This is a genomic window from Variovorax sp. GW821-FHT09D04, from assembly GCF_059416405.1.
Window position 1 is genome coordinate 62,464 of the sequence record NZ_JBWKPA010000010.1, and the last position, 22,117, is coordinate 84,580.

Below are 22,117 nucleotides of genomic sequence, written 5' to 3' on the forward strand. Positions count from 1 at the left end.
TACCGGCGAATCCAGCGCATAGGGGCTGGATCGGGAGCGGATCAATACACACCAGCGCATACAACAAGCAGCACTCATGGCAAACATTCTCGTGGTCGATGACGAGCTGGGCATCAGGGACCTGCTCTTCGAAATTCTCAATGACGAAGGCCACAACGTGGAGCTCGCGGAAAACGCCGCCGAAGCCCGCGCGGCCCGACAACGCGCCCGGCCCGATCTCGTGCTGCTCGACATCTGGATGCCGGACACCGACGGCGTCACCTTGCTCAAGGAGTGGTCCACCGCGGGCCTGCTGAGCATGCCGGTCATCATGATGAGCGGGCACGCCACCATCGACACCGCGGTCGATGCCACGCGCATCGGCGCCTTCGCGTTCCTCGAAAAACCCATCACGCTGCAGAAGCTGCTCAAGGCGGTGGAGCAGGGGCTGGCGCGCGAGAGCGCTCGCCGCACCGCCGCCGGCGTGGTGCCGCCGCCCACGGGCGCCCACCAGGCGGCCGCCATCACGACCACGGGCGACAGCCTGCTGATGGCGTCGCTCGCAGCCGTGCCGGTGGCCGACGCGGGTCCGCAGTCGACCCAGAGCTTCGACCTGGACCGCCCGCTGCGCGACGCACGCGACGGTTTCGAGAAGGCCTACTTCGAGTTCCATCTGGCGATGGAGAACGGTTCGATGACCCGCGTGGCCGAGAAAACGGGGCTCGAGCGCACCCACCTGTACAGAAAACTCAAACAATTGGGTGTGGATCTTTCCCGGGGTCGCAGAAGCGCTGTATAATTTGAGGCTGCACACAATGGCCCGGTAGCTCAGTTGGTAGAGCAGCGGATTGAAAATCCGCGTGTCGGTGGTTCGATTCCGCCCCAGGCCACCAAATCACTGCGTTCGTCAAAGACGCAACCTGAAAAGCCCCAAGTAAATCAACAACTTGGGGCTTTTTTGTGTCCGCCTTTATCCGCCTTGGTTCATCGACATCCGGTGGATTCTGCAGCAACTTCTACAGCAACTGAAAGTTCGTGCGCTGCCCTCCGCGAAAGTTACTGCATGGGCAGCCTTAGCCGGGCGGTGCGCCTCTGCTGGCGTCATTTTTCAGATTGGCTGGAGCCGTTCGAGGGAATTTAGACTGAAACCGCGACGACCTCGTTAGAGGGATCTGCACCCAAGAATGTCTCTCAATGTTCGAAGTGCTGGTTCAGTAGCAGCAAAGGCGACAGTCGTCAGGTCGGACCGGAATCGAACACTGGTGACTCTGGAGTCGCTGGGACGCTCTGGTGCTGGGATGTCAGCCATCTTGAAGATCGCAACATTTCGCTCGGCGAAGCCAAGGTCAAAGCGTCGGTCGAGCTTCTCGCTGAACTCGCTTCCCAGTGCCGAGGCAATGTTTGTCCAAAGACGTTGCCGAAGCTCGTTCTTCCCGTGAAGAGCGGCATCTATTCGAGTCGCCAAATCTAAAACGCCTGCACCGTTCGTCAGGGGCTGTAGCAGCAACGAGGCCACGAATCCCGAGGCCTTGGGGGCGTCTAGCTGCTCGAGCGCGAACTCATGAACTCGAGAGGGCCCTTGAGTTGCCTTCACTTCGAGGACGCTATCAGACCAAGAGAAGTCAAAGCGCTCGAGCACGTCCGCGTGCCATGCCCCAACGGCGGTCGCGACATCACTGGCTTGTGTGATTACGAAGAGCTCAGCCCAAAAACCAGCGATCTCGCGCCCACTGGGGGCGCTCATCGCGCGAAACAGATTCAACAACGATCGTACGCACTCCTCGATGTCCCGTGTCTTGGCTTCGCCAGGAAGCTGTTCGATCGCTGCGCCTACGCATCGGATGCCCTGCGCGCCATTCACGCCATGCGCCGCCGTGCCGGCCGCCGCCGCATGCCACGCGCTGTGCAGGGTGAGCACGCCGCCGCGCGGCATGGCCGCGCCCCCGTTCAGCGCCAGGTTGAGGATCGCGTTCTCGAGCTGCCCGCCGTCGGCCAGCACGCACGCCCCGTCGGCCTGCAGGTCGAGCTCGACGCGGATGCCCTGGCCGAGCGAGTACTCGATGAGATCCTGCAACCCGGCCAGCATCTGGTCGACATCGATCACTTCGGCGCGCAGCGTCTGCCGGCGGGCAAAGGCCAGCAGGCGCGTCGTGAGCACGGCGCCGCGCTCCGAGGCCCGGAACGCCCGGTCCACGATCCGGCGCATGTCGGGCGACAGGTCGTCGCGCGACTGCAGCAGCTGCAGGTTGCTGAAGATCGCCGCCAGCAGGTTGTTGAAGTCGTGCGCGACGCCGCCCGTGAGCTGGCCCAGCACTTCCATCTTCTGCGCCTGCCGCACCTGCCGCTCGAGCGCGCGGCTCGCAGGGCGTGCCGTCGCCGTGCAGCAGCTCGCGCGCGGTGATGTTGAGGGTCCAGGGGCCGAACAGGTAGCGCTCGTGGCTCAGGCGGTCGGTGCGCAGCGAGCGCGGCATGCCGGTCTCGGCCGAGCGGCGCAGCAGCGCGCGGATGCGCGCGACCAGCTCGCGGTTGTCGAAGGGCTTGGCGATGAAATCGTCGACGGCGGTTTCCAGGCCCAGGATGCGGTCGGCGGCCGTGCCCTGGCCGGTGAGGATGATGATCGGGATGCGCGAGCGCGTGCGCAGCTGGCGTGCGAGCTCGATGCCGTCTTCCTTCTTCAGACGCAGGTCGATGATCACGAGCGAGAAGGCGCGCTGGTCGAGCCGGGCTGCCATGGCCAGGCCGTCCGGCACGGCCTGTGCGCGAAAGCCCGACGACTCCAGCAGGTCGACCAGCGTCTCGCAGACTTCGGGATCGTCGTCGACCACCAGGATTTCGGGTTTCACTACGTCAAGCATGAGGTTCCAGAAGGCCGGACTGTGTGTCCGGTCGTCCAAAATTCTTGCAGACAAAAGCGCACCAATTGATACCTAAAGGTTAATCGAGTCCCTCTCAGGCTGGTATTTCGCGACTTTTTTTCGTCCGATGCTTTACACATGCATCGAAGCATCCCTTTCGGGGACTTCAATGTGATCCGTTTGTCACCCAAGTACAGGCGGTTCGACGGGCAGCGCCCGCTTGTGGGCGCTCTTGCGGTGCGTCGACAGAATCACCGCGCGCGCCGCGGCCGACACCGGCTTGCCCTCGAGGAAATCGTCGATCTGCTCGTAGCTCACGCCAAAGGCGTCTTCGTCGGGCTTGCCCGGCACCAGCGACTCGAGGTCGGCCGTGGGCACCTTGTAGACCAGCGCATCGGGCGCGCCCAGCAGCTGCGCCACGGCGCGCACGCGGCGCTTGTTGAGGCCGGTGAGCGGCGTGATGTCGGCGGCGCCGTCGCCGAACTTGGTGAAGAAACCCATGAGCGCTTCGGCCGCGTGGTCGGTGCCGATCACGAGGCCGTCGTGCGCGCCGGCCACCGCGAACTGCGCAATCATGCGCTGGCGCGCCTTGATGTTGCCGAGCACGAAGTCCTCGTGCGCCGCATCGCGAAACGCCTGCCCGCCCGCGCGCAGCGCGGCCAGCATCGCATCGGCGGCGGGGCGGATGTCCACCGTCAGCAGGCGGTCGGGGCGGATCACCGCCAGCCCGGCCTGCGCTTCGGCCTCGTCGCGCTGCACGCCGTAGGGCAGGCGCATCGCGATGAAGGTGGCGTCGCGGCCTTCGGCGCGCAGCTTCTCGACCGCGCGCTGCGCGAGGCAGCCGGCCGTGAGCGAATCGACGCCGCCGCTGATGCCCAGCACCAGCGTCTTCAGGCCGGTGCTGCGCAGGTAGTCGGCGAGGAAGTCGGTGCGCCGCGCGAGTTCGGCGGCGGCATCGAAGACGGGCGCCACGTGCAGGGCCGCGATGATCTCGCGCTGCGTGGCATCGACGGGAGAAAGGTCTGCACTCATCTGTAGGGCCTGGAAGTGAGGATGAAGATCAGAAGTCGACGAGGCTCAAGCCGATGCTGAGCACGGTGCGCTTGCGGTTGTAGTCCACCAGCGTGTCGCCATAGCCATGGAACAGCTGCGTGTGGAAACGCAGGTTGCTCTTGGTCGGGTCGCCGATGGCCTTCAGCCATTCGAGGCGCACCGAACCGCGGCCGCTGTCGCGCAGGTTGTTGCGCACCGTGATGCCCAGCTGGTTGTCGCGGTTGAGGTTCCAGCGGCCCGTGACTTCGGCGCGGCCGATGTAGTCGGCGATGTCGGGGTTGTCGTCCTTCGCGGCGCTTTCGGACATGCGCTGCCAGACGCGGCCCGTGACGGTGAAGCGGTCGTCGAGCTCGGCGCCGCCCATCAGGTACACGCGGTTCCAGCTGCGCGACAGCGGCAGGCTCTGGCCGTTCGACTGGTGCACGATGCCCACGCCCGCATAGCGCCAGCGCCAGCCGCCGGGCAGGTGGACGTCGGTCGGGTAGACATACATCAGCTCGGGTTCGTGGTCGGTGGTGCGGAAGGGCCGCGAGATCGAGCCGTTGAACAGCTGCCAGGTCGACTGCTGCGAGTAGGCGAACCACAGCGAGTCCTTCTTGATCGGGTCGTTCTGCGTGAGCATGCCCTGCGCGAGCTTGGTGCGGACCGACAGGCCGATGCGCATTTCGTTGGCCTGGTAGGCCACGGGCTCGGCCGTGTGGCCGGCCGACGGCGAGGTCGGCGGCTGGGGCTTGTCGGTGGCGGCCGACGCCGACACCGTGAGCGGGCGGTAGCCGCGGAAGCCGAAGGTGCCGCAGTCGGTGGCGTTCTCGAGTTCCCAGAAGCGCGACAGCGTCGAGTACTGGCGGTCGCGGCAGCCTTCGGTGGTGGCGACCGAGACCACGCGCGTGGCCGGAATCGCGCCGTCCACCGGCGGTTGCGTGCTCGCGAGCACCGGCGGCGCCACGGGCACCGACACCGAGGGCAGCGTCTGTTGTTGCGACCAGCGGTCGTAGCAGGCCAGGCGCGCTTCGTTGTTCGCGCCGAGTGCGGCGCACTGCTGCCAGGTGAGTTGCGCGTCGGCCAGCGGACTGGCCGGCTTGTCGACGGCCTGAGCCTGCGCACCGGACGCTGCGCCCAGGCATGCGGCCACGGCGGCCACGGTGCGCAGCGTGAACAGAGAAGCAGGGTGTCGTCGTGTCGTCTTCATGGCTTTCCTTCCTGTGCGACGGTCTTGCGCAGCACGAACGGGTGCGTGTGCTCGGTCGCGGCGTCGCGCCACGTGCCGCGGAACTCGCGGCCGCAGGCACCGGGCTGCAGCGTGCCCGACCAGATGCCGCTGATGGCGCGGCCGTCCAGCGATTCGTCGATGGACAGCGCGCCCTCGTCGTCGACATCGCCCGCGAGCTGCGCGACGGTCGTCTTCGTTGAGGTATCGGCGCGGCGCGTGATGGTGCCGCGCACGCCGGCGTACTCGGGGTGCTTGCCCAGCTGCACGACGGCCGTGCCGGGCAGGTCGTCGAAGCGGGCGTCCCACTGGCCGTACAGCGCCTGCAGCGGCAGCTCGCGCGCGTCGGCGGGGCAGTTGGGGTCGCGGGGCGTGGCGCAACCGGCCGCGAGGGCGGCGGCAAGCAGCGCGACTGCGACCGTCGCCGTCGTCCTCATGGCGTGGCGGCGGCCTTGGCCGCGCTGTCCAGCGCCTTGCGTGCGAACTCGGCGCGCAGCGCCTTCAGTTTCTCGCGCGGGTCTTCCTTGGTCGTGGCCTTGTCCAGGCCCATCTCGGCGATGAAGCGGCTGGGCATGCAGGGCACCATGTCGCGGCCCTGCTTGCGCTTCTTGGTCCAGCTCACGGCCAGGCTGCGCTGCGCGCGGGTGATGCCCACGTACATGAGGCGGCGCTCTTCCTGCAGGCGCTGCGTGGTCTCGTCGCTCACCACCTTCTGGCGGCCGTTGTCGTCGTCGAGCTTGAAGGGCAGCAGGCCCTCGGTCACGCCGATGAGCATCACATGCGGCCACTCGAGGCCCTTGGACGCATGCAGCGTCGAGAGCGTGACCACGTTCTGGTCCTGCTCGCGCTCGCTGATGGTGGACAGCAGCGAGATGGTCTGCGCCACCTCGAGCAGGCTCTTGTGTTCGTTCGGGTTCGTGTCGTCGGCGCCCGAGGCGTCGTCGAGCGAGCCGCCGGCGCGTTGCGACATCCAGTCGACGAACTCCAGCACGTTGGTCCAGCGCGTGGCGGCGGCGGCCTCGCTGTCTTCGCCTTCGTACAGATGGCGCTCGTAGTCGATCTCCTTGAGCCACTCGAGCATGAAGGCGCGCGAGGCTTCGGCGCCCATGGTGCGGCGCGCGCGGTATTCCAGGTCGTTGATGTAGCGGCCGAACTCGTGCACGCCGTCGAGCGTGCGCTTGGGGATCACGCTCGGCAGCGAGGGGCTGAACAGCGCCGCGAACAGGCTCAGCTTGTACTGGCTCGCGAAGCTGCCCAGGCTGGCCAGCGTGGTGTGGCCGATGCCGCGCTTGGGCGTGGTGATGGCGCGCAGGAACGCCGGGTCGTCGTCGTTGTTGACCCACAGGCGGAACCAGCCGCACAGGTCCTTGATCTCGGCGCGGTCGAAGAAGCTCTGGCCGCCCGACACCTTGTACGGAATCTGCGCCTTGCGCAGCGCCTGCTCGAAGATGCGCGCCTGGTGGTTGGCGCGGTACAGGATCGCGAAGTCGCGGAATTCCTTGTACTGCTTGCCCTGCGACACCGTGTCGCCCGCGCGCAGGCTGATGATGCGCGCCACCGTGCGCTCGGCCTCGTGCAGCTCGGTGTCGGCATCGACGATGCGCACCGGCTCGCCTTCGCCGAGTTCGGAGAACAGCGTCTTCGGAAACAGCTTGGGGTTGGGGCCGATCACGTTGTTGGCCGCGCGAAGAATGGCACTGGTGGAGCGGTAGTTCTGCTCCAGCTTGATGACCTTGAGCGTCGGGTAGTCGACCGGCAGCTTCTTCAGGTTGTCCAGCGTGGCGCCGCGCCAGCCGTAGATCGACTGGTCGTCGTCGCCCACCGCCGTGAACTGGCCGCGTTCGCCGGCCAGCGCCTTGAGCACTTCGTACTGCGTGGCGTTGGTGTCCTGGTATTCGTCGACCAGGATGTGGCCCAGCATGGCCTGCCACTTGGCGCGCACCTCGGGGAACTCGTACAGCAGCTTCAGCGGCATGCCAATGAGGTCGTCGAAGTCCACGCTCTGGTAGGCCTGCAGCCGCTCTTCGTACTGGACCATGATCTCGGCCGTGATGCGCTCGTTGTCGTCCACCGCGGCGGTCGCGGCCTGCGCAGCGTTCAGGCCCATGTTCTTCCACTTGCTGATCGTCCACTGCCAGATGCGGGCGGTGGCGATGTCGACGGTGCCGCCGCAGTCTTTCAATATCTTGGTGACGTCGTCGGCGTCCAGGATGCTGAAGGCCTTCTTCAGGCCCAGCACGTGGCCGTCCTCGCGCATCATGCGCACGCCCAGTGCGTGGAAGGTGCACACCACCACCTTGCGCGCGTCGCGCCCGATCAGGTCCTTGGCGCGCTCGCGCATTTCGGCGGCGGCCTTGTTCGTGAAGGTGATGGCCGCGATGCGCTCGGGCTTCAGGCCCGACTGGATCAGCCGGCCGATCTTGTGCGTGATCACGCGCGTCTTGCCCGAGCCCGCACCCGCGAGCACCAGACAGGGACCGTGCATGTAGTTGACCGCTTCTTGCTGGGCGAGATTGAGACCGTGGGACATGGGGGAGGGGGGAACCGGGAAAGCGGGAACGCGAAAAAGGCAGGAGGGGCCGCAGGGCGCGACCGTCGCAAAGCGGGCAATGATACGGGCCCGGCTGCGGCCGTCCGTGTCAGCGGGCATCGCGCGACGAAGGAGGACGACAATGCCGGCGTGCTGCCTGTTTTCCTTGTTACTTTTCCTTTCTTCGCCCTGATCGCGGCCGGCTACGCCGCCGCCCGCACCCGCATCCTGCCGCTGGATGCGATCCCGGGGCTCAACACCTTCGTGCTGTATTTCGCGCTGCCCTGCATGCTGCTGCGCTTCGGCGCCGGCACGCCCATCGCGCAGCTGCTGGACGGCAGCGTTGCACTGATTTGGGGCATCTGCGCGCTGGCCGTGGTGGCGGGCGTGGTGCTGTTCACGCGCAATGCGCGCATCGGCTGGAACGACGCGGCCTTCGGCGCGCTGGTGGCGGCCTTTCCGAACACCGGCTTCATGGGCGTGCCGCTGCTGGTGGCGCTGCTGGGCGCGCAGGCGGCCGGGCCGATCATCATCACCATCGCGTTCGACCTGGTCGTGACCTCGTCGCTGTGCATCGCGCTGTCGCGGCTCGACGGGGCCGGCAGCGCAGGACGCCACGGCGCCACGCTGGCCGCGCGCAAGGCGCTGCGCGGCATCCTCGTGAACCCGATGCCGTGGTCGATCCTGCTGGGCGTGCTGCTGTCGGCGGTGCGCTGGCAGTTGCCCGGGCCGGTCGAACGCACGATCGCCATGCTGGCCGACGCGGCCTCGCCCGTGGCGCTCTTCACCATCGGCGCGGTGCTGGCGCGCTCGGCGCTGCTGGCGCGCGAGCACGGCGCCAGCGCCATGGTGGCGGCGGCGATGGGCACCGGCGCCAGGCCCACGCCGAAGGCGCCGCTGGCCGACGTGCTGCCCGTGGTGCTGGTGAAGCTGGTGCTGCATCCGCTGGCGGTCTGGGCGCTGGGGCGCGGCGCCATCGCGCTGGGGCTGCCGCTGGCCCCCTCGGCGCTGGCCGTGATCGTGCTGGTCGCGGCGCTGCCGAGCGCGAGCAACGTGTCGATGCTGGCCGAGCGCTTCGGCGCCGACAACGGCCGCATCGCACGCATCATCCTGTGGACGACGGTGGCGGCGTTCTTCACCTTCCCGGTGGCGGTCGGCGCGCTGCGCTGACCGGGGGCGCTACTCGGTCAGCACGCCCAGCTTGTACGGATCGGCGTCCGACAGCCGCTCGCACTTCGAGAAGTCGCGGCCCTGCGTGCCGTCGCAGTAGTAGGTGTTGTAGATGCGGCCGAACAGCGTCGGGCTGGCCGTGAAGAGCACGCCGTGGTCCGGCTGCCAGTTGTCCTTGGGGGCGGGCGCGGTGGCTTCCATCGGGCGGGCCGCGTCGGTGGTGCCGGGGGCGGGCGTGAAATCGGCCAGCGTCTTGCGGGCTTCCTCGCCGCGCCAGCGCACCGCCAGCTCGGCCGCCGTGGGGCGGGTCGCCACCGGCACCAGGATGCCGTTGACCTGCAGGCCGTGCCCGAAGCGGTGCGTCTTGCCGGCCAGGAAGGCGTAGGCGCAGGCCGCCATGCAATGGCCGCGCACCTCGGTCTGCACGCCGCTCTCGCGGATCGCGTCGGCGTACGCGCCGGCCGCTTCGGCGGTGCCGCCGAACGAGTCTTCGAAGACCACGGTGCGCACCGTGCCGCTGCTCAGGAGTTCGGTGAAGGCCTTGACCTTGCTGCCGTCGAGCGTGCCCGACACCACCAGCCGCCGACCCTGCAGTTCGAGTTCCGCCGCGCCCGCGGACCCCGCAGCGGCAAGGTACGAAAGCGACACGGCGACAGCCACAGCAACCCCAGCCAGAAGAGACGACGATTTCACGGCGACCTTTGCATCAAGCGAGCGGGCACGAAACACCGCGGACCCAGCGATGGAACCGCACAGGCACAGCTTGTGCAAGGGCGGGGGTACCGTCAACTCTTTTTGCAGATTATTTCGGGGTAATCCCAGGGCATGTCTAAAGGCATACCGTGCGTTATCTCTTCAGATGAATGCTTGCGTATGCAGTTGCACTGCTACAGTGGTTCCGAGTCCAAGGTGTGAAGGGTCCAAGTGGGGCGCGCGATGGCAATACTGGTTCGCATCCTGATGTGGTTGGCCTGGCTCGCTGCGGTGGGCTGGTTCTGGCATGCCGGCACGATCGGCACGGGCGCCGCGCTCGCGCTGGCCGCGCTGAGCCTCGTCGTGTTCGCCTGGCCGAACAGCATTGCGCGGCGACGGCACAACGAGCTGCGCTACGTCGACATGGGCAAGGAGCCCACCGGCTACCACTGACGACGGCTGACGACCGACGCGGCGCGTTCGTGCAGCGCCTAGGACTTTGGTCCAATGCGCAACGACGCAGAGCTTCCTAGGATGGCGGCGCCTTACCGCCCTCCAGGAATCTCGCTGTGTCTCCTTTCCTTCTGCGTTTTCGTTTCGCCCGTCTTCTGCTGCTGTCCGTTCCGACGGCCGTGCTCGTCGCCTGCGGCGGCGGGGGAGACGGGGGCTCGGCCGTCAGCTTCTGGCCGAACAGCGGCACGGCCACCCCGCCGCCTGCCACCACCCCACCCACGACGCCGCCCGACGTGCCCGACGACGGCGATGCCTTGCGCAACGCGCCCTGGGTCGAGGGCGTGTTCCGGACCGCGAGCCTCTACAAGGACCGCTGCGCGGCGCCGCGCACCGGCACGGGCTACGACGGCAAGCCGTTCACCGACAAGGCCGGTCGCACGCTCGACGAGAACAACTGGCTGCGCGCGTGGATCAACGACACCTACCTCTGGTACGACGAGGTGCCGGACCTGGACCCCGCGCGCTACGCCACGGCCGACTATTTCGACCTGCTCAAGACCCACGCCGTGACGCCGTCGGGCAGGGACAAGGACCAGTTCCATTTCACCTACACCACCGAGGAGTGGAATGCGCTCTCGGGCGCCGGCTCGTCCGTCGGATACGGCGCGCAGTGGGCTTTCTTTGCCCTCTCCCCGCCGCGCGATCTGCGCGTGGCGTACGTGGAGCCCGGCTCTCCCGCGGCCACGACGGGCGCCGGCCTGCCGCGCGGCGCCCGGGTGCTCGGGGTCAACGGCGTCGATTTCGTGAACGACCCCACGCAGGAAGGCGTCGATGTCATCAACGCGGCGCTCTTTGGCGCTGCACCGGGGACGTCCACGCGGTTCACCGTCGTCGACGCGGGCAGCAACACCCCGCGCGACATCACGCTGACGGCGGCGCCGGTGATCTCGACCCCCGTCCAGAACGTCAAGACGCTCCCGAACGCGGGCCGCACGGTTGGCTACCTGCAATTCAACGACCACATCGGCACGGCGGAACTGCAACTGAAGGCCGCCATGGAGTGGCTGCGCGCGCAGCGGGCCACCGAGCTGGTCGTCGACCTGCGCTACAACGGCGGCGGCTATCTGGACCTGGCCAGTCAACTGGGCTTCATGGTCGCCGGCGAGACGCAGACGCGCGGCAAGACCTTCGAGACCGTGCGGTTCAACAACAAGCACACCGAGCGCGATCCGGTAACTGGCAACACGCTCGCGCCCACGCCGTTCTGGGCCACCACCCTGGGCTTTCTTTCTCCCATCGACCCGCCCCTTCCGCTGCCCAGCCTCGACCTGCGACGCGTCTACGTGCTCACGGGCCCCGACACCTGCTCGGCCAGCGAGGCGTTCATCAACGGCCTGCGCGGCATCGACATCGACGTGGTCCAGATCGGCGACACCACCTGCGGCAAGCCCTACGGCTTCTATCCCGAGGACAACTGCGGCACCACCTACTTCAGCGTGCAGTTCCAGGGCGTGAACGCCAAGGGCTTCGGCGACTACCCCGATGGCATTACGCCCACCTGCTTCGTGCCCGACGATTTCAGCCGTGCGCTCGGCGATCCGCAGGAGGCGCGCCTGGCCGCCGCACTGGCGCACCAGGTCTCGGGGGCCTGCCCCGTCGCACCGGCCGGGCGCCTCGCCAAGCGAGCCGTCGCCGGCCCCGCCGCGCCCTTGCTGCACAAGCCCGAAGGCCTGCGCAACCGCATCCTGCGTCCGCGCTGAAGCAGGCGCAGGCACGCGCGCCGCGCTCAGATGCTGTGCGGGTCCACGTCCACCAGCCAGCGGATCACGCCCTTGCCCTCGGGCGTGCGCCGCAGTTCGTGCAGCAGCGGCTGCCAGGCGGCCAGCAGGCGCTGCAGCGCGGCGCGTGAGGGGCTTTCGATGAGCATCTGCGCGCGCTCCACGTTCGCCACGCGTTGGATCGCCAGCGGCACCGCCGGGTAGCGCGTGACCAGGTCGGCGCCGGGCAGCGCCTCGGCCTGGTCGGCCGCGAGGTTCAGGAAGCCCTGCGCCACCGCCTGCTCGCGCGCGTCGGCGCGCACCAGCGCCTGGAACGCGAAGGGCGGCATGGCGGCGGCCTGGCGTTCTTCGAGCTGCTGCTTGGCGAAGGCTTCGTAGTCGTGCCGGCGCAGCGCCGCGAACAGCGGGTGCGGCGCATGGTGCGTCTGGATCCACATCTCGGCCTTGGCGCCTTGCGCTGCGAGGTAGGCAGCGTCGCGGCCCGCGCGGCCGGCCGACTGCATCAACAGGCTGAACAAGCGCTCGGGCGCGCGGAAGTCGCTGGAGAACAGCGCACCGTCGGGGTTCACCGCGGCCACCAGCGTGATGCGGCGGAAGTCGTGGCCCTTGGCGATCATCTGCGTGCCGACGAGCACGTCGACCTCACCCGCATGCACGGCGGCCAGTTGCGATTCGAGCGCGCCTTGCTTCTTGGTGCTGTCGGCGTCGATGCGCGCGATGCGCACCGCGCTGCCGTCCGCATGTTTCACGCCGGCGAACAGCTCGGCCAGGTGCTCCTCGAGCCGCTCGGTGCCGCGGCCCACGGGCGCGATGTCGGGGTTGCCGCAGGCCGGGCAGGCGCGCGGCACGCGCTCGGTGAAACCGCAGTGGTGGCAGCGCAGCGTGCGGTCGATCTTGTGGAACACGCGGTAGGCGCTGCAGTGCGGGCATTCGCTCTTCCAGCCGCAGTCGCCGCAGGCCAGCACCGGCGCATAGCCGCGCCGGTTCAGGAAGATCATGCTCTGCTCGCCGCGCGCGATGCGCTGGCCGATGGCGTCGAGCAGCGCGCCCGAGATCACCGTCTTCGGCGGCTGCAGGTTCATGTCCACCAGCCGCACCGCCGGCAGCGCGCCCGCGCCGATGCGCGAAGGCATGGCCAGTCGCACGTAGCGCCCGCCTGGGTCGTCGCCCTCGGGCGGGCGGCTCTGGTGCCAGCTCTCGAGCGAGGGCGTGGCCGAGCCCAGGATCACCTTGGCCTTTTCGCGCTGGCCGCGCCACACGGCGAGGTCGCGCGCCGAGTAGCGCGCGCCTTCCTGCTGCTTGTAGCTCGGGTCATGCTCCTCGTCGACCACGATGAGCTTCAGCCCCGGGATCGACGCGAACACCGCCATGCGCGTGCCCAGCACGATGCGCGCGGCGCCGCTGTGCGCCGCCAGCCAGCTCGCCAGCCGCTGCGGGTTCGTCATGCCGCTGTGCAGCGACACCACGGCCTCGTCGCCGAAGCGCGCCTTGAAGCGGGCCTCGAGCTGCGGCGTGAGGTTGATCTCGGGCACCATCACCAGCGCCTGCGCTTCGGGGTCGCGCGCCAGCAGGTCGGCCACGCAGCGCAGGTAGACCTCGGTCTTGCCGCTGCCCGTGCTGCCCACCAGCAGGAAGGTGCCGGTGCCGGCCTCGATGCGGGCCAGCGCGGCCGACTGTTCGTCGGAGAGAGCAATCAGGTTCGCGGATTCGGCGGTTTCGGCCACCGGCCCGGCCGTGGTCTTGCGCTTGAGGCGGCGTGCCAGCTGCGTCGTGCTCAGGTCGCGCAGCTGCGGCGGCAGGGCGGCCAGCGCGATTTCGCCGATCGAGCGCTGGTAGTAGCGCCCGGCAAACGCCACCAGGTCGCGCCAGGCCTCGCCCAGCGGCGCCAGCGCGTCGAGCGCCGCGCCCACGGGTTTGAGCGCCATGTCGGGCTCGGCGCCCTCCAGCGAGGTCGGCTCGTTCCAGACCACGCCCAGCACCTCGCGCTTGCCCAGCGGCACCCGCACCAGCGTGCCCGGCACCAGCGGCTCGGCGCCGGCGTAGCTCAGCAGGTCACCCAGCGCGGCATGCGCGGGCGTCTGCACCGCGATGTCGAGTCGCCAGGGGTAGGAGACGTTTGTGGCGGATGTGACCGTCGGCGCGCCGGCTTCGGGCAGCGATTCGGCGGAGGGGCTGGGCGTCCTTTTTGGCAAGGTTTGTTAATGCGTTTTGGAGCAAGACCGCTTAAGTTGTTGATTTCACAGCGCTTTGGCGGTCATCCAGAGTTTCTGTGGATAACTTTGTTGACAAGACGGCTGGATAGTCGCCGAAGCCTTGATTTTCAAGGCTTCCGCTGGAATGCCTGTAAAAAAAGCAAAAATCAAAACCTATATAAATCAACCACTTAGCGTCGCTATTGGTTTAGGAGCAGAACCAATGCCCCCTCAGATAATCTTGCGCAGTGCAACACGCGTTTTGTGCATAAGTCGGGCGTCCGGGGCCGTTTTAGGGCTTGACAAACGCCGGGCGACTGGCTTTCAGGGGGCGCTGAGTCTGCCAACCGGGCGGTCGGCAGTTCACATTTGTTAGCTCAAGTGCGCAGCGCGCGCGACTGGTCGTGCACCGCCTGGACCAGCGCCGCGACGTGGTCGGGCGGCGTGAACTGGCTGATGCCGTGGCCCAGGTTGAAGATGTGCGTCGGGCCCGCCGTGGTGCGGTCGGTGTGGGGCTTGCCGAAGGCCTGCAGCACCTTGCCGACCTCGGCCTCGATGGCCGCGGGCGGGGCGAACAGCACGCTCGGGTCGATGTTGCCCTGGATCGCCTTGGCCTTGTCCTCGGTGCCTTCGGCCACGAGGCGGCGCGCGGCGGCCAGGTTGACGGTCCAGTCGACGCCGAGCACTTCGCAGTCGAGCGCGCGCATGGCGCCCAGCCACAGGCCGCCGCCCTTGGTGAAGACGATGCGCGGCACCGGCTGGCCGTCGGGGCCGTGGCGCTTCAGGCCGGCGAGCACGCGCGCGGTGTAGGCCAGGCTGAATTCGTGGAAGGCGCCGTCGGCGAGCACGCCGCCCCAGCTGTCGAAGATCATCACGGCCTGCGCGCCGGCGTCGATCTGGGCGTTGAGGTAGGCGGCCACGGAATCGGCATTGACCGCGAGCACGCGGTGCATCAGGTCGGGGCGGCCGTACAGCATGCTCTTCACGAGGCGGTAGTCGCTCGAGCCCGCGCCTTCGACCATGTAGCAGGCCAGCGTCCACGGGCTGCCCGAGAAGCCGATCAGCGGTACGCGGCCGTTCAGCGCCTTGCGGATCGAGCCCACGGCGTCGAACACATAGCGCAGCTTGTCCATGTCGGGCACTTCGAGCGCGGCCACGGCCGCTTCGTCGCGCACCGGGCGCGCAAAGCGCGGGCCTTCGCCGGCCTCGAACGACAGGCCCAGGCCCATCGCGTCGGGCACGGTGAGGATGTCCGAAAAGAGGATGGCCGCGTCCAGCGGGTAGCGCGCCAGCGGCTGCAGCGTGACCTCGGTGGCGTAGTCGGTGTTGGTGGCCAGCCCCATGAAGCTGCCGGCCTTGGCGCGCGTGGCAACGTATTCAGGCAGGTAGCGGCCGGCCTGGCGCATGAGCCAGACGGGCGTGTGATCGGTGGCCTGGCGCCAGCAGGCCCGCAGGAAGGTGTCGTTTTGCAAAGGGGCGAAAGGCATGGCCCGATTGTCGCAGGGCCCCCCGCGTTCGCCGTCAGTTGACCGACAGCGCACTTTGCGTTGCATCAACCCGCCCCGATGCGCCAGGGCGCGCGCCAGCCGCGAGCATCCGTTCCCGACAACAACTTCGGTCTGGAACAGACATGGCGCAGCAGGTTTTCGATGTGGTGGTGGTGGGCGCCGGCTCGGCCGGCTGCGTGCTGGCGCACCGGCTGGTGCGCGCCGGGCGCCGCGTGCTGCTGCTGGAGGCGGGCCCGCCCGACGACGACCGCTTCATCCACATGCCCGCCACCTTCGTGCGCGTGATCGGCACCGAGCGCACCTGGGCCTACGAGAGCGAGCCGCAGCCCGCCGCCGCCGGCCGCAAGATGTTCGTGCCGCAAGGCCGCACGCTGGGCGGCGGCAGCTCGATCAATGCCATGGTCTACGTGCGCGGCACGCCGGCCGACTACGACGGCTGGGAGGCGCAGGGCTGCGAAGGCTGGGGCTGGCGCGACGTGCTGCCGTGGTTCCGCAAGGCCGAGGGCAACGCGCGCTTCGCCTGCGAGCTGCACGGCACGAACGGGCCGCTGAAGGTGAGCGACACGCGCTTTCGCCATCCGCTGAGCCTGGCCTTCCTGCGCGCCGCGCAGCAAAGCGGCCTTGCCTACAACGACGACTTCAACGGCGCCGCCCAGGCCGGCGTGGGCTTCTACCAGACCACCACCTTCGAAGGCCGGCGCGCCAGCACCGCCGCCACCTACCTCGCGGCCGTGCGCGACGACCCGAAGCTCACCGTGGTGACGGGCGCGCACGTGCTGCGCGTGCTCACGCAGGATGGTGCGGCGACCGGCGTGGTCTACCGCACGGGCCGCAACGGCAGCGGCGAAGAGGTGGTTGCCACCGCGCGCGACGAAGTGATCCTCTCGGCTGGCGCGCTCGCCTCGCCCAAGCTCCTGCTGCTGTCGGGCATCGGCCCCGGCGCGCAGTTGCAGGCGCTGGGCCTGCCGGTGGTGAAAGACCTGCCCGGCGTGGGCGAGAACTTCCAGGACCACCTGGAGGTGTCGGTCTACGGCCGCACGCGCGAGCCCGTGAGCCTGCTGGGCAACGACCGCGGCCTGGCGGCGCTGAAGCACGGCCTGCAATGGATGATGTTCGGCTCCGGCCTGCTCACCTCGAACGTGGTCGAGAGCGGGGGCTTCGTCGACACCACCGGCGAAGGCCGGCCCGACCTGCAGTTCCACGTGCTGCCCGTGCTCGTGGGCGACGTCGACCGCGAACCGCTGGCCGGCCACGGCCTGTCGATCAATCCCTGCTTCCTGCGCCCGCAGTCGCGCGGGCGCGTGGCACTGCGCAGCGCCGACCCGATGGCGCCGATCCTGTTCGACGGCGGCTACCTGCAGGCGCAGGCCGACGTCGACACGCTGGTGCGCGGCGTGAAGCTGGCGCGCCGCATCCTGCGCGCGCCGGCGCTGCGCGAGGTGGTGTCCGAAGAGCTGGCGCCGTCGGCCGCCGACGACATGTCCGACGAGGCCCTCGAGGCCTACGTGCGCGAGCGCGCCAAGACCGTCTACCACCCGAGCGGCACCTGCCGCATCGGCCGCGACGCCATGGCCGTGGTCGATGCGCGCATGCGCGTGCACGGCGTGGCCAGGCTGCGCGTGTGCGATGCCTCGGTGATGCCTTCGCTCGTCAGCGGCAACACCAACGCGCCGACCGTGATGCTGGCCGAGCGCTGCGCCGACTTCGCGCTGTCAGGCAACTGAGATTGCACGGTCGGTCAATCGCCGAAGCGCACTGAAACCTAGAGTCCTTCCCAACCAGGAGACACAGCGAATGAGTTCCCCGAATTCCATGGCCGGCAAGGTCGCCTTCATCACCGGCGGCGGCACCGGCATCGGTGCGGCGGTGGCCGCGCAGTTCGTCGCGGCGGGCGGCCGCGTGGTGCTGATGGGGCGCCGCCTCGCGCAGCTCGAAGCGGTGGCGTCGAAGCTCGGCGGGCTCGCGGTGGCGGGCGACGCAGCGAACACTGCCGATGTGCAGCGCGCCCTGACCGCCGCACGCGAACGCTTCGGCGGCGTCGACGTGCTGGTCGCCAACGCGGGCGGCCACGGCGTGGGCGATGCGCTTTCGACCGACGACGCCTCGTGGGCGCTGTCCACGCGCCTGAACCTCGACACCGCCTTCGTCTGCGCACGCGAGCTGCTGCCCGAGCTCATCGCGCGGCGCGGCAACATCGTCGTGCTCTCGTCGCTCGCGGGCCACTTCGCGGGGCCGGGCGTGGTCGGCTACGTGACCATGAAGCACGCGCTCATCGGCCTCGTGCGTTCGCTGGCGCGTGACTACGGCCAGCAGGGCGTGCGCGTGAACGCCGTGTGCCCCGGCTGGGTGCGCACCGAGATGGCCGACGAGCAGATGCAGGTGCTCGTCGACAAGCACCACCTGCCGAACACCGATGCGGCCTACGACCTCGTCACGCGCGACGTGCCCATGGGCCGCGCCGCGAGCCCCGACGACGTGGCGAACGCCGTGCTGTTCCTCGCCTCGCCGCTGGCCGCGATGGTCAGCGGCAGCTCGCTGATGGTCGATGGCGGCGCGTCCGCGGTCGACCTGCCCACCATCGCTTTCGCGCACGACGCCTGAAGAAGGAAAGACGCCATGAGCACCGACACCACCAAGCCCGCCGACTGGAAGACCTACGACCAGTTCGCCCTCGGCATCGCAACCAACCGCCTGCCCGCCACCGACGCACTCGCCGGCCAGACGCTGCGGCTCGCGCTGCCCGGCTTCCAGCTCACGCTGCAGCCGCGCGCGCAGCACACGCTCGACTGGCATGAAGACGGCGCACGCGGGGGCGAAGGCCAGGGCGACTGGTACGAGGCCATCGAGGTCGCGCCCGACACCTTCTTCCTCGACATCACGCAGGCCAGCCGCCCGAGCGAGGCGCTGACCGTGGTCCTCAACACGCGCACGCGCCGCGTGCTCGCCATCCGCTGCCGCATCGTCGGCGCCGACGAGGCCGCGGGCCAGCCGCGCGTGCCGCAGGACTTCTGGCCCGGCACGCTCGAAGGCGGCACTGCCACTGGCAGCGCACCGCACGCCACGCGCGACCTCATCGGCCTGCGCACCTGGCAGACCTACAGCCCCAACCACACCTACGAGCACACCTACCTGAGCGCCGAGCGCTACGCCTGGCAGTGCCTGGTGGGCGTGCAGCGTGGCCACGGCGACGTCGACCTCGCGAGCTACTGGAAGTTCGACGACGACCAGTACGTCTTCACCTTCCGCGAGTTTTTGATCCCGGTCGCGTCGGTGTTCTTCTTCGACTTCGCGAACGGTCGCTCGACCGGCAAGTTCCTCGGGCTCACCGGCACCGGCGCGATCGCCAACAACCCCGCTGGCGCCTTCATGCGCAAGGCCTCGCAGACCTTCTACCCGCCCGAGTTCGGGCCCGTCTGACCTCACCGTTGTCCAGGAGCTTTTTTCATGCGCACCCCTTACCAGATCGTGGCCGACCACTACGCCGCCTCCGACCGCCACGACCTCGCCGCGATGTTCGCCGACGTGGCCAATGACGTGCAGTGGACCGAGATGGCCGGCTTTCCCTGCGCCGGCACGCACGTCGGCCCCGCGCAGGTGGTCGAGAAGGTCTTCCAGGTGCTCGGCGCCGAGTGGGAGGGCTACCGCTTCGTGCTCGAGCGGCTGGTCGACGGCGGCGACACCGTGGTCGGCATCGGCGACTACCACGCGCGCCACCGCACCACGGGCAAGCCGATGCAGGCCCGCGTCACGCATGTGTGGCAGGTGCAGGGCGGAAAGGTGCAGCGCTTCGAGCAGTTCACCGACACGCTGCTCGTCGCGCGCGCCATGCAACCGTGACGCCACTTTCTTTCGCATCCCTCGCATCCCTTCCCGGAGCCCGCCCATGAATCTGCGCGACCTCTCGATCGAACACCTCGGCCAGGTGGGCCTGCTGGCGCAGCGCCGCCGCGGCAACCACATCGACGGCCACGAGGTCGTGCCCCGCAACGGGCAGTACCTGCCGGTGGTCGACCCGGCCACCGAGATGACCGTGGCCGAGGCCCCCGACAGCGACGCGGACGACGTGCACGCCGCCGTCGCCGGCGCGCGCCGCACCTTCGAGGGCGCCGCCTGGAAGTCGCTGCGCCCGGCCGACCGCGAGCGCATGCTGTACACGCTCTCGACGCTCATCGAGTCGCACGCCGACGAGCTCAGCGCGCTCGAAACCCTGCAAAGCGGCAAGCTGCGCGGCATCGCGCGCATGGTCGACGTGGGCGCGGGCGCGGAGTTCGTGCGCTACATGGCGGGCTGGGCCACCAAGCTCGAAGGCCAGACGCTCGACAACTCCATCGGCATCCCCGGCGCGCAGTGGGTCACGTACACGCGGCGCGAGCCGGTGGGCGTGGTCGCGGCCATCGTGCCGTGGAACTTTCCGCTCGCCATCGCGCTGTGGAAGGTGGCGCCCGCGCTCGCGGCCGGCTGCACCGTGGTGCTCAAACCCTCGGAAGAAACACCGCTCACCGCGCTGCGGCTGGCCGAACTGGCGCTGGAGGCGGGCTTTCCGCCGGGCGCGCTCAACGTGGTGTGCGGGCGCGGCGCCACGGCCGGCGCGGCACTGGCCGCGCACCCGGACGTCCGCAAGATCAGCTTCACCGGATCGACGGCGGTGGGCCGGCACATCGGCCACGCGGCCGTCGACAGCATGGCGCGCTTCACGCTGGAGCTGGGCGGCAAGTCGCCGCTCATCGTGCTCGGCGACGCCGACCCGGTGGCGGCGGCGCAGGGCGCGGCCAACGGCATCTTCTTCCACCAGGGCCAGGTGTGCACCGCGGGTTCGCGCGTGTACGTGCAGCGCGGCCTGTTCGACGAGGTGGTGCGCCGGCTCGCGCAGGCGGCCGAGGGCCTGCACATCGGCTCGGGCTTCGACCCGAGGGCGCAGTTCGGGCCGCTGGTGTCCAAGCGCCACCTGGCGCGCGTGATGGCGCACATCGACGGCGCGGTGGCCGAGGGCGCCACGCTGGTCACGGGCGGGCGCCAGGCCTTCGACGGCGGCTGCTTCGTGCAGCCCACCGTGTTCGTCGACGCGCAGCCGTCGATGCGCATCGCGCGCGAAGAAGTGTTCGGCCCGGTCGCGACGGTCGTGCCCTTCGACGACGTGGACGACGCGGTGCGCCTGGCCAACGACAGCGCCTACGGCCTGGCCGCCAGCGTCTGGTCGAACGATCTCTCGGCTGTGCACCGCATCGTGCCGCGCCTGCAGGCGGGCGTGGTCTGGGTCAACGCGCACAACGTGCTCGACAACGCGCTGCCGCTGGGCGGCGTGAAGCAGTCGGGCAGCGGGCGCGACCTGGGGCGCGCGGCGGTGGAGAGCTTCACCGAACTCAAGAGCGTGTGCATGGCGGTGTAGCCCCGCCCCGGTTTCGATCACCCAGAAAGAAGGAGACACCTCATGCAAAGCAAAAGACGAATCGCGCTGTCGGCCGTTGCCGGCGCGCTGGGCCTGGCCGGTTTCAGCGGCGCCTGGGCGCAGGCGGGCCCCGACTGCGGCCTCAACACCGGCAAGCCCGCCACGGGCGAGCCCATTCCCATCGGCGCCGTGGTCGGCAAGACCGGCCCCGACGACTTCAGCGCCTCGGGCCAGGCGGCGGCCGCGTACTTCAAGTGCGTCAACGCCAACGGCGGCATCCACGGCCGGCCCGTCGACTACCTCGTGCTCGACGACCAGTGGAACCCCGAGACGGCCGCGCAGGTGGCTTCCAAGCTCGTGAAGGACCGCAAGGTGGTCGCGCTCGTGGGCAGCACCAGCTTCGTGGAGTGCGGCGCCAACGCCAAGATGTACGCCGACGAGGGCGTGATGGTCATCGCCGGCACCGGCGTGCCGCGCGAGTGCTTCAACGCGCGCAACTACGTGCCGGTGAATGCGGGGCCGCGCGTGTCGGCCACCATCGCCGCGATGTACGCCGCGCAGAAGTACAAGGCCAAGAAGATGGTCTGCATCATTCCGAACATCCCGAGCCTGGGCAACTGGGCCTGCGAAGGGCCGAAGGAATGGGGCAGGAAGAACGGCGTGACGGTCGAGACCCTCACCATCGACCCCGGCTCGGCCGACGCCACCTCGACCATGCTGCAGGCCGCCGCGAAGAAGCCCGACACCATCATCATGAACGTGCCCAAGGGCATCCTGGTGCCGATGCTGGCCGCGGCCGAGCAGCAGAACCTGGGCAAGAAGATCCACTTCGTGTCGGCCGCGCCGGCCTACAACGTCGACGTGCCCAAGGCCATCGGGCCGTACTGGAAGGGCAACTTCGACGTCAACCTCGAATTCAACCCGCTCGAGTCGGCCGGGCCCGACAACAAGAACTGGCTGGCGGTGATGGACAAGCACGGTGCCAAGAGCGACCCGCGCGACACCTTCTCGCAGGCCGGCTACCTGGCCGCGCGCCTGGCCACGCAGGCGATGCTGAAGATGGACCCGAAGAAGATAGACCGCGCCGGCGTGACCGATGCGCTGCGCAAGGTGAGCGACTTCCGCAGCGACATTCTCTGCAAGCCCTTCTACGTGGGCAGCGGCAACCGCCACAACGCCAACAACAGCGGCCCCATGGCCAGTCCCGACGGCAACGGCTGGCGCTTTGCGCCCGGCGGCTGCCTCACGGCGGACGACCCGGAGCTGGTCGACATCCGTGCCGACGAGCAGAAGATGGGCCTGAAGTAAGCGCG

The 22,117-nt window shown here is 69.0% G+C and carries 17 protein-coding genes, 1 tRNA gene and 2 pseudogenes; 11 read left to right on the top strand and 9 right to left on the bottom strand.

What is annotated here, in order from left to right:
• Nucleotides 1-76: 76 nt before the first annotated feature.
• Nucleotides 77-778, top strand: a complete 702-nt coding sequence (locus tag AC07O4_RS25370) for a response regulator (protein ID WP_062480363.1) — start codon at nucleotides 77-79, stop codon at nucleotides 776-778.
• 18 nt (nucleotides 779-796) lie between these two features.
• A tRNA-Phe gene (locus tag AC07O4_RS25375) sits at nucleotides 797-872 on the top strand.
• Nucleotides 873-1,141: 269 nt separating this feature from the next.
• Here the strand turns inward: AC07O4_RS25375 and AC07O4_RS25380 are convergent.
• The 6 genes and pseudogenes from AC07O4_RS25380 to AC07O4_RS25405 all read right to left on the bottom strand — a co-directional run bounded on the left by AC07O4_RS25380 (nucleotide 1,142) and on the right by AC07O4_RS25405 (nucleotide 7,624).
• On the bottom strand, nucleotides 1,142-2,299 hold the full coding sequence (locus AC07O4_RS25380) for a PD-(D/E)XK motif protein (protein WP_495305976.1): 1,158 nt from the start codon (nucleotides 2,297-2,299) through the stop codon (nucleotides 1,142-1,144).
• 241 nt (nucleotides 2,300-2,540) lie between these two features.
• Nucleotides 2,541-2,834, bottom strand: a pseudogene (locus AC07O4_RS25385) (response regulator); the annotation flags it as partial.
• A 183-nt stretch (nucleotides 2,835-3,017) separates the two neighbouring features.
• Nucleotides 3,018-3,866 (bottom strand): NAD(+) synthase, encoded by an 849-nt coding sequence (gene nadE / locus AC07O4_RS25390; protein WP_492732724.1) that lies wholly within the window; start codon nucleotides 3,864-3,866, stop codon nucleotides 3,018-3,020.
• Between the two features lie 28 nt (nucleotides 3,867-3,894).
• Nucleotides 3,895-5,076 (bottom strand): phospholipase A, encoded by a 1,182-nt coding sequence (locus tag AC07O4_RS25395; RefSeq protein WP_447740816.1) that lies wholly within the window; start codon nucleotides 5,074-5,076, stop codon nucleotides 3,895-3,897.
• Complete coding sequence (locus AC07O4_RS25400) at nucleotides 5,073-5,531, bottom strand: hypothetical protein (protein ID WP_495305977.1); 459 nt, start codon at nucleotides 5,529-5,531, stop codon at nucleotides 5,073-5,075. Before AC07O4_RS25400 ends, AC07O4_RS25395 begins: the two co-directional genes overlap by 4 nt.
• Nucleotides 5,528-7,624, bottom strand: a complete 2,097-nt coding sequence (locus AC07O4_RS25405) for an ATP-dependent helicase (RefSeq protein WP_492745886.1) — start codon at nucleotides 7,622-7,624, stop codon at nucleotides 5,528-5,530. The genes AC07O4_RS25400 and AC07O4_RS25405 overlap by 4 nt, the downstream gene beginning before the upstream one ends.
• Nucleotides 7,625-7,774: 150 nt before the next feature.
• Between AC07O4_RS25405 and AC07O4_RS25410 the strand changes: the two genes are divergently transcribed.
• Nucleotides 7,775-8,794: an AEC family transporter gene (locus tag AC07O4_RS25410; protein WP_495305978.1), complete on the top strand. Its 1,020-nt coding sequence runs from the start codon at nucleotides 7,775-7,777 to the stop codon at nucleotides 8,792-8,794.
• A gap of 9 nt (nucleotides 8,795-8,803) precedes the next feature.
• On the opposite strand, the gene AC07O4_RS25415 is transcribed toward AC07O4_RS25410, so the two are convergent.
• On the bottom strand, nucleotides 8,804-9,442 hold the full coding sequence (locus AC07O4_RS25415; RefSeq protein ID WP_095747417.1) for a hypothetical protein: 639 nt from the start codon (nucleotides 9,440-9,442) through the stop codon (nucleotides 8,804-8,806).
• A 288-nt stretch (nucleotides 9,443-9,730) separates the two neighbouring features.
• On the opposite strand from AC07O4_RS25415, the gene AC07O4_RS25420 reads away from it, so the two are divergent.
• Together AC07O4_RS25420 and AC07O4_RS25425 are read left to right on the top strand one after the other, a co-directional pair.
• Nucleotides 9,731-9,940, top strand: a complete 210-nt coding sequence (locus AC07O4_RS25420) for a hypothetical protein (protein ID WP_062476199.1) — start codon at nucleotides 9,731-9,733, stop codon at nucleotides 9,938-9,940.
• 116 nt (nucleotides 9,941-10,056) lie between these two features.
• Nucleotides 10,057-11,700 carry a S41 family peptidase gene (locus AC07O4_RS25425; RefSeq protein ID WP_495305979.1) on the top strand — a complete coding sequence of 548 codons (1,644 nt, stop codon included), beginning with the start codon at nucleotides 10,057-10,059 and terminating at the stop codon, nucleotides 11,698-11,700.
• Between the two features lie 26 nt (nucleotides 11,701-11,726).
• On the opposite strand, the gene priA is transcribed toward AC07O4_RS25425, so the two are convergent.
• Both priA and hemE read right to left on the bottom strand, forming a co-directional pair.
• Nucleotides 11,727-13,874, bottom strand: coding sequence for a replication restart helicase PriA (priA, locus tag AC07O4_RS25430; protein ID WP_492732737.1), 2,148 nt, complete (start codon nucleotides 13,872-13,874; stop codon nucleotides 11,727-11,729).
• 413 nt (nucleotides 13,875-14,287) lie between these two features.
• Complete coding sequence (hemE, locus tag AC07O4_RS25435) at nucleotides 14,288-15,397, bottom strand: uroporphyrinogen decarboxylase (protein ID WP_495305980.1); 1,110 nt, start codon at nucleotides 15,395-15,397, stop codon at nucleotides 14,288-14,290.
• Between the two features lie 143 nt (nucleotides 15,398-15,540).
• Here hemE and AC07O4_RS25440 point away from each other — a divergent pair.
• From AC07O4_RS25440 to AC07O4_RS25465, 6 genes and pseudogenes are all read left to right on the top strand, one after another.
• Nucleotides 15,541-17,133 (top strand): annotated as a pseudogene (locus AC07O4_RS25440) (GMC family oxidoreductase); the annotation flags it as partial.
• 79 nt (nucleotides 17,134-17,212) lie between these two features.
• The gene (locus AC07O4_RS25445) at nucleotides 17,213-18,019 is read left to right on the top strand and encodes an SDR family NAD(P)-dependent oxidoreductase (protein WP_492732716.1); all 807 of its coding nucleotides are present in this window, start codon (nucleotides 17,213-17,215) and stop codon (nucleotides 18,017-18,019) included.
• Nucleotides 18,020-18,034: 15 nt separating this feature from the next.
• A complete protein-coding gene (locus AC07O4_RS25450; protein WP_492740953.1) occupies nucleotides 18,035-18,835 on the top strand; it encodes a MoaF C-terminal domain-containing protein in 801 nt (266 codons plus the stop codon).
• A 27-nt stretch (nucleotides 18,836-18,862) separates the two neighbouring features.
• The gene (locus AC07O4_RS25455; protein ID WP_095743473.1) at nucleotides 18,863-19,255 is read left to right on the top strand and encodes a nuclear transport factor 2 family protein; all 393 of its coding nucleotides are present in this window, start codon (nucleotides 18,863-18,865) and stop codon (nucleotides 19,253-19,255) included.
• A gap of 46 nt (nucleotides 19,256-19,301) precedes the next feature.
• Entirely contained in the window at nucleotides 19,302-20,804 is a 1,503-nt protein-coding gene (locus AC07O4_RS25460) for an aldehyde dehydrogenase family protein (protein ID WP_495305981.1), read from the top strand.
• Nucleotides 20,805-20,846: 42 nt separating this feature from the next.
• The gene (locus AC07O4_RS25465) at nucleotides 20,847-22,112 is read left to right on the top strand and encodes an ABC transporter substrate-binding protein (protein ID WP_495305982.1); all 1,266 of its coding nucleotides are present in this window, start codon (nucleotides 20,847-20,849) and stop codon (nucleotides 22,110-22,112) included.
• Nucleotides 22,113-22,117: the final 5 nt, after the last annotated feature.